Annotated in this window: 11 protein-coding genes and 1 pseudogene; 10 read left to right on the forward strand and 2 right to left on the reverse strand. The window is 55.2% G+C overall.

The features are described from left to right. The 10 genes and pseudogenes from BGIM_RS56135 to BGIM_RS56140 all read left to right on the forward strand — a co-directional run. Positions 1–606 (forward strand): annotated as a pseudogene (locus BGIM_RS56135) (DNA (cytosine-5-)-methyltransferase); the annotation flags it as partial. 65 nt (positions 607–671) lie between these two features. Continuing rightward, positions 672–947 carry a hypothetical protein gene (locus BGIM_RS0145460; RefSeq protein WP_020476218.1) on the forward strand — a complete coding sequence of 92 codons (276 nt, stop codon included), beginning with the start codon at positions 672–674 and terminating at the stop codon, positions 945–947. Beyond that, positions 944–1,621, forward strand: coding sequence for a hypothetical protein (locus tag BGIM_RS0145465; RefSeq protein ID WP_020476219.1), 678 nt, complete (start codon positions 944–946; stop codon positions 1,619–1,621). The genes BGIM_RS0145460 and BGIM_RS0145465 overlap by 4 nt, the downstream gene beginning before the upstream one ends. Beyond that, complete coding sequence (locus BGIM_RS0145470) at positions 1,618–1,869, forward strand: hypothetical protein (protein WP_020476220.1); 252 nt, start codon at positions 1,618–1,620, stop codon at positions 1,867–1,869. Before BGIM_RS0145465 ends, BGIM_RS0145470 begins: the two co-directional genes overlap by 4 nt. Further along, on the forward strand, positions 1,866–2,039 hold the full coding sequence (locus tag BGIM_RS64360) for a hypothetical protein (RefSeq protein WP_020476221.1): 174 nt from the start codon (positions 1,866–1,868) through the stop codon (positions 2,037–2,039). The genes BGIM_RS0145470 and BGIM_RS64360 overlap by 4 nt, the downstream gene beginning before the upstream one ends. Then, positions 2,036–2,419, forward strand: coding sequence for a hypothetical protein (locus BGIM_RS0145480; RefSeq protein WP_020476222.1), 384 nt, complete (start codon positions 2,036–2,038; stop codon positions 2,417–2,419). Before BGIM_RS64360 ends, BGIM_RS0145480 begins: the two co-directional genes overlap by 4 nt. A gap of 154 nt (positions 2,420–2,573) precedes the next feature. Further along, entirely contained in the window at positions 2,574–3,176 is a 603-nt protein-coding gene (locus tag BGIM_RS0145490) for a hypothetical protein (protein WP_029632074.1), read from the forward strand. 39 nt (positions 3,177–3,215) lie between these two features. Further along, positions 3,216–3,776: a hypothetical protein gene (locus BGIM_RS0145495; protein ID WP_157369951.1), complete on the forward strand. Its 561-nt coding sequence runs from the start codon at positions 3,216–3,218 to the stop codon at positions 3,774–3,776. A gap of 28 nt (positions 3,777–3,804) precedes the next feature. Beyond that, the gene (locus BGIM_RS0145500; protein ID WP_029632076.1) at positions 3,805–4,065 is read left to right on the forward strand and encodes a hypothetical protein; all 261 of its coding nucleotides are present in this window, start codon (positions 3,805–3,807) and stop codon (positions 4,063–4,065) included. A 238-nt stretch (positions 4,066–4,303) separates the two neighbouring features. Beyond that, complete coding sequence (locus tag BGIM_RS56140) at positions 4,304–4,930, forward strand: hypothetical protein (protein WP_020476227.1); 627 nt, start codon at positions 4,304–4,306, stop codon at positions 4,928–4,930. A gap of 59 nt (positions 4,931–4,989) precedes the next feature. On the opposite strand, the gene BGIM_RS0145510 is transcribed toward BGIM_RS56140, so the two are convergent. Further along, positions 4,990–5,376, reverse strand: coding sequence for a hypothetical protein (locus tag BGIM_RS0145510; RefSeq protein WP_020476228.1), 387 nt, complete (start codon positions 5,374–5,376; stop codon positions 4,990–4,992). Next, positions 5,363–6,472, reverse strand: a 1,110-nt coding sequence (locus BGIM_RS66260) for an AAA family ATPase (RefSeq protein WP_193789091.1), incomplete at its 5' end; no start/stop codon positions are given. The genes BGIM_RS0145510 and BGIM_RS66260, both read right to left, overlap by 14 nt.

Here is a 6,472-nt window from a genome sequence, read left to right on the forward strand (position 1 = left end):
ACTGCCGACAGCCTGATTGTTTCTGCTGGCCCAGATGATGTCGCCACCACCTTGAGAGCTAGGGATCAAAGCCGAGGTGTTGACAGTTATTGCTCGGACACGCTTGTGACACACTCGCTTCGTGCCGATGGATTTGATGCGAGTGAAGATGGAACGGGCCGAGGAACGCCGCTTGTGCCGTACACATTGGCGATTCGTGGACGGGGTGACAGCCATCACCTCGAATACCGGCAAGACGGACTGGCGAACGCCCTTCTCACTCCAAACGGTGGGCGTGGGGGGATAGGCGTGGGCGCGGTTGCCTTTGCCCAGAACACCCGCGATGAGGTTCGTTACATCGGCGGGGACGGACAAGTCGTCGGAGCATTGGCAGCCGAAGCGGGAATGAAGCAGCAGAGTTACATTCAGCAGGTGATGTCAGTGCGACGAATTACCGTAACCGAGGCAGAGAGGCTGATGGGGGCGCCTGACGGATACACGAACGTGCCGTACCGGGGCAAGCCAGCAGCCGATGGACCACGATATCGCGGCCTCGGAAATAGCATGGCGATCAACTGCATGGCCTGGCTGGGATACCGCATCAACAAAGTGTTCAACACACCATAAAACCGCTTGACTGACCGCGCAAATCGCGCTAGCGTCAGCAGGTCAACAACGAAAGGACTCGCCCCATGAACGACCAACCCCACGCACAAGCCGAAGTCGCACTGGAAACCCTCGACACCTTCGACACCATTCTCGAAGACGCCCTCACCTTCATGCTCTCCAAGTTCATCTCCAACGGCATGACACCCAGCCTGCACGACATGGAACGGCTGGAGGAAGTCATAGAGGAGTCGTTGCAGCAATTCGACCACCACATGGACGCGGTGAGCGACTCGCGGGGGTTCGAGAGCTTGCGGATACGGAAGAAGGTGGCAGAGATTTACGGGGAGTTGGTGGCATGAGCGAATCTGAACAGCTTTGCGATCCCGCCACTTTGCGCGTCACATTTGACAAGCCGGTTTCCGGGAAATCGTTGCCTCTGAAGGTGATTCGCACGACAGATGACGATGCCTCGTTTTTTGTTTGCACCACTTGCAAGCGTTCACATCTGGAAAAGGCAAATGCCGAAAAATGCTGCGAGCCATCCAAGTGTAAAGCGTGTGACGTGGAAGTCCGGCATTACTACCTTTATTGCGAGCGTCACGCGGAAGGAAGGCGATTGCTCAAAGCCGGCATCGTTACGGAGTCGCCATGCGATTGGGTGTACGACGAAAACGGGGGCGGCTGTCAAGAAGGCTACTTCGATTCCCTCGAATCCTTCCTCGACTGGTATGCCGACGAAGCGGACGAGGAGACGAACCGTCCACTGTACGTATATGCCTGCAAGGAAAACCGCTGGTCAGGGATCGACCTTGGCAACGTGCTCTCCAGCGAACTGGATGACCACCACGAGGACGCCGGAGACTGCCTCGTGGATGACAAGGAGTTGTGGGACTTCATCAAGGCGTGGAATGCGAAGCAAACGCTTGTTTCTTTCGACGTGGACTACACCAAGGTGATTCCCATTGATGTTGAGGCATTCAATACCCTGCTCGCCGAACTCAAGCAAGAGCTTGAAGCGGAGGTGGCGGCATGAGCAACACGCTGGCGAGTGATATTGGGCGGCTGAAGCGTGTGATGACTGAGTTCGGAAAGCTCGATTCCGGGGAAGTCCGTTGGGCAATGGGCATAATCCGTGAGCAGGAAAGGAGACTTCAGATTGCCCGCTTCAAGGCCGAGTCAATCATTTTTGAATTGGAGAACGGCATGCCGAAGGAATCAATCAGTGACGAAGCACGCGGCATCATCGCTGCCACCGACCCAAGCCAGGAGCCTCCTGCATGACCAACAATCTGCTATCCGACCTCTCCAAGGCGAAAGCCATATTCCAGCAAAGGGCCGTGCTGGCCGCTTTGGGTGTAAACCAGTCGGACGTTTTGGAACAATGCGGTGTGTGCGGTGACCACCACGAAGGCGATGTGCCGTTTACCTGTGCGAATGGGGATGGCGAATGAGCAAGTTACCCCCATTTTTGGAAAAGCAGGTGTTCGAGTTTAGCTACCCGTTCTTCCACGAAGAGGTGGAGCTATTCGACGGTGAGAGCACTTACAAGACGCTTTCATGGCGTCCCGGAGTTCGTCATGAACTGACAGCCTACGGAGATCCATTGGCAGTAGCGGATGGCGTGGGAAGCCAGATTGTGACGGTGGTCAGTGTTCACAAGCCCGGCAAGTTTCCCGAACGGGTCTTCTTTACCCGTCAATGGAAGAACCCGGAAGGCAAAGTATTTGGGAAGACAAAACTACGGGTGAAAACGTCTCCGGATTTCAGAAAGCTGGTCGCGGGGTATGGGTTTAAGTTCGAGGTTACACAGGACCAGACGTTGAGCGTGTGAGCGTGGAGGGCTTTTTGACGTTCTGGCGGGAAATGGATGCCGCCATTCAGAGGACGAAGGGATTCTCAACCAGCCATCTGGATGACTAAATACGTCCTCCGGTTCCCGCGTGCGCTCGCTCGAACTGGTATCATGAATTAATATCCCAGACACCATGCGACGCAAGCTCGGTGTCCGCGAGAACATCAATTCCCGGAGCCTGTCGATGAGTGAGCCGAATGACATTTTTTGTGAAATGCTTTCCGGTGTTCCACAGGACGAACGAGACAACGTGGTTTCACTTTGCAACCTTGCCGTTGGCTGTAAATTATTCCTGGCACAGCCGGGGGACGACCCAGAAATCGTAGGTGACTTGCCAAAAACAGAGATTGAAGCCCTGCATCGCCGGTTGAATTGGCTTGCCGAGAAGGAGCATATCAAGGAGGAGTTTATGATCCCCGGACTGATTCATTACCTCACTGAGTACTACCGAAAGCTGTCTGATTCCTCCACCACATCGAATTTGATTGACGATCATCTTGAGACGTTGAGCGAGATCAATGAGGAACTAGACAAGCCCGAGCATGAGCGAAAAGACAAGAGGACTGACAAGGAGCTTTTGAGCTGGAAGAGGCACGTCGAAGAGACTATGAGCGGTAGGCCGTCCCAAAAAACCGGCGCCGGGATCGTCTTCGACCACATCGAGCGGGAGGCCGCTGATCGTTTCCCCGATGGATATTGGAGTAACTGGCGATTGCGGACTATGCTGCGTCGTTGATTGCTTGCTCAAGCCCACCCGCTCGTTTATCGTCCCGACGTGTCGCGCACACCCACCACTCAAGACAGCCAGAACGCTGCTGCAGGCAAGGCAATTTCGGATCGCCAGAACGCGGAGTTCGAGGCGACTCGCACCTTGGTCGAGTCCGTCCTCGGCTACGGATGGACGCCCGTTGGCCGCCATTACCTTGTCAGCCACGACGACGAAGACATTGCCCGGAAGCAGGGTGGCGCCATGAAGGCGTCGGCGGTTGTGTACACCGCCACGAAGGACGGGGAGAAGAAGCACGTCGTTGTGATCGACGAAGTGGCCAAGGAGTGCGAGAGCTACGAGTCAGGATTTGGGGCCATGCTCACCGAACCGGACCCCACACGCGGATTTATGCATAAGGGGCAGTCGTGCCGGGTTCACAAATTCTCACTGTACTGGGCGGGGTTCGAGGCGGGGTATGTTCCACGAACCGCTGAACAGCTTGCCGCCGCTCGCGTCAGCCGGGAGGAACGGAAGGTAGAGGTCGCCGCCCAAGACAACCCACTGTTCTCGGAATGGGTAAGAGCGGGTGAGATGATGCCGGTGAGCAAAGGCAGGAGTCCAACGTAGAATGATCGAAACCCACGGATTCCCGCCAATGAATTTCCTAGTGTTCATCATTTCCGACGATGAAATCCACTCCTCCCAAGAGAAAGAATTTGCCGAGATGGGCTTTCGCAAACGTATGGCCGGAGAGGACAAGAAGTTGGCGATCCAGCTTCCATACCCAGCGTATGCGGGAATGCGGGAGGGCGATTCAGCCGAGCAGGTGAGGGACGACATCCTCGGCGAACTCGACAAGCACAACATGTCCGCGTTCGTACTGGTCGCCGAGGGGTTTGTTTGTGGGCGGACGTGATTAGTGGGCAGCAGGCGTGAGGCCCGAATAGTTGCGTAAGATTTGAAATTCTTTCGGTTATCGATCATACAATCGCTTGATCTTAACGGCTGATGACTTGAGTCGCCATCGAACCTTCCTTGGCAATCGACTGTCAATGGACGAATAAACTTCGATTGGAAATTTCATGCCGCCAGGGAAAGGCCGACCCTTACGGTTCAGAAATGTGGCATTCACTAGTGGCCGGGCAGGAGAAATCATGTCTGCGATTGTCGATTCACGATTCTCGGACAAGTTTCACGAACAAGTTCGATTTCTTTCTCGGTCTTCGGCGATGTTTGACCAGGGTGCCGAAGATGAGGCGTTGCGGATTGCCACCTCGTTGCGTGTGTTGTTACATGACACGAAGTCAAGCACGTCTTTGTTCACATACCTTGGCTTGACCAGCACTCAAATGCTCACGTCATCGCGAGGCCATGGAAACTGGCAAGATTATCTTTCGCACGTACTCAACCCGAATTCTTCCGAGCCTTTGAAAATGCGCCCGCTTCTTGGGGATAAATTTCTCGAAGTTACATTTGCCAGATGGTGGAGCGACGAACCCGTGTTCATCCATCAATCAAAGGATTATTCGCGACGGATCATTTGCCTGAGTGCCGCCAACAAGGATGGAGGCGCACACGTCGACAGCGATCTGGAGGAATACTATGAGACGCTCGCCGCTGGTCGATACATGTTCGGCATCACCGGAAACTTTGAGTATGGAGGGCATCTGCCCCCTTTCCCGCAAGGCGTGACAATTTATCCAAAGAATGCCCATTTTGCACTGATAAGGCAATTCGCTCATGAATTCCTTTGCTCAGCCGGTCACTACAAATGGGGTTGAAGTCACAAATCACCCGGTGCTCCAAGAGGGCATGGCTTTGCGTACCCGGTTTCTCGCTTCTACGCTTCATCTGCCTTCGTGAACGTGATGGCCGTGATGCTGTCGCCGTTGACCCGGCAAATCTCTCGTTTTCCTGAGCAGAGCCGATCATAAACTCTATCGAGCAGCCTGCCGGTGATGAGGACGGATTCAACGCCGTCTTTCCCCTCAAAACTGAAGCTCACGCCGACCGAGGGGCTAAAGTCGATGGTCCCCACGATTGACCCGTAAAGCACAGCCCGTGCGTTTCGGGTCAATTGCACCAACTGCACCGCCAGCACCTGATGACGGGAATCCCTCCCATCCCCTGCCGGACTCTCCACACTGTCGTCTTCTGTCGGCGGCTTCGCCTCTTCCTTCGGCTTGACCGTCTCGCGGAGATTTTCCAAAAACTTATTCGTGGCCATAATACCTCAAATCCTTTCCTCGCCCCAATACCACATCTCGGGTCTTGGAGCTAACTAAAGATGGAAGCTGTCGCAGAAATGCGATGTGCTTCTTTAACCGTTCGCGGATCTTTTTGCGGGGCTTTCGGACAAGGTCTGATGCGAGAAGCCGCTTGTCGTCCCGCTTCACTGCATCCAGCGTTTCGGCTTTCGAGTCCACATAGATGCTCGCCTGCTTCCTTCCACGGGAAACGGAGACGTAGAACTGGGCCATATTCGACGCCGGGAGCGATTGGTTACCCTGAACGACAATGACATTGTCCACCGTCTTCCCCTGGGCGGCGAAAGAGGTGTCCACCAAACCGGAGGTGAACATGCCGTTGTCCTGCTTCAGCTTCCAGCCGTTGTTCAAAACGATATTCCCAGTTTTGTCGAACCCATCCACGGTGTATGACGAGCCGTTATTGACCTTGTGGCCATCCACTTCCTGGTTGGAAGTGAAACGGATGGTATCGCCCTTTCGCAAGCTGACGCTTCTACGTTCATACACTTGGAAGGCACCGGGGTTGGCCTTGATCGCCTCATCCTGTTCCTCAGAGTAGTCGAGCTTCGTCCCGCTCTTCACGCCCCCGCCATTGCGGATGTAGCGGATGACATGGCCTTCGTGGTAGTTCCGGGGGTCGGATCGTTCGGCCTCGGTCCAGTTGGTGGGTCTGAGGACTTCAAAGGTCCGTTCCTCTCCCGTGAGCAACCCGGCGGCGGCCATTTCCTTTCGCACTCGTTCGGTCAACATGTCGCCTTCCTTATGGGTGGGGCAGACCAGGAGGGTGGTTTTGCCATCTTTTAAGGAGGAGACGTATTCAGAAGCCGCAGCGGCGTACTTGTCCTGGCCGGTCATTTGCTTTATCCACCCGAACCCGTCGAGTATGGCAAACCCATCGGAGACATAGCCCTTGGCGATCTTCTCCACGGCTTTGCGATAGTTGCCGCGCTGGCGTTGGATTTCGGAGACGGAGGCTGCTGGAAGACCGGCCTTCTCTTCCAGCAGGGTGAGGATGTCACCACGGGCGACGCTCTTGTGCTGACGGGGATCGCCGGAGAGGACGAGTCGGGCATT

This window comes from Zavarzinella formosa DSM 19928 (assembly GCF_000255705.1).
Lineage (GTDB): Bacteria > Planctomycetota > Planctomycetia > Gemmatales > Gemmataceae > Zavarzinella > Zavarzinella formosa.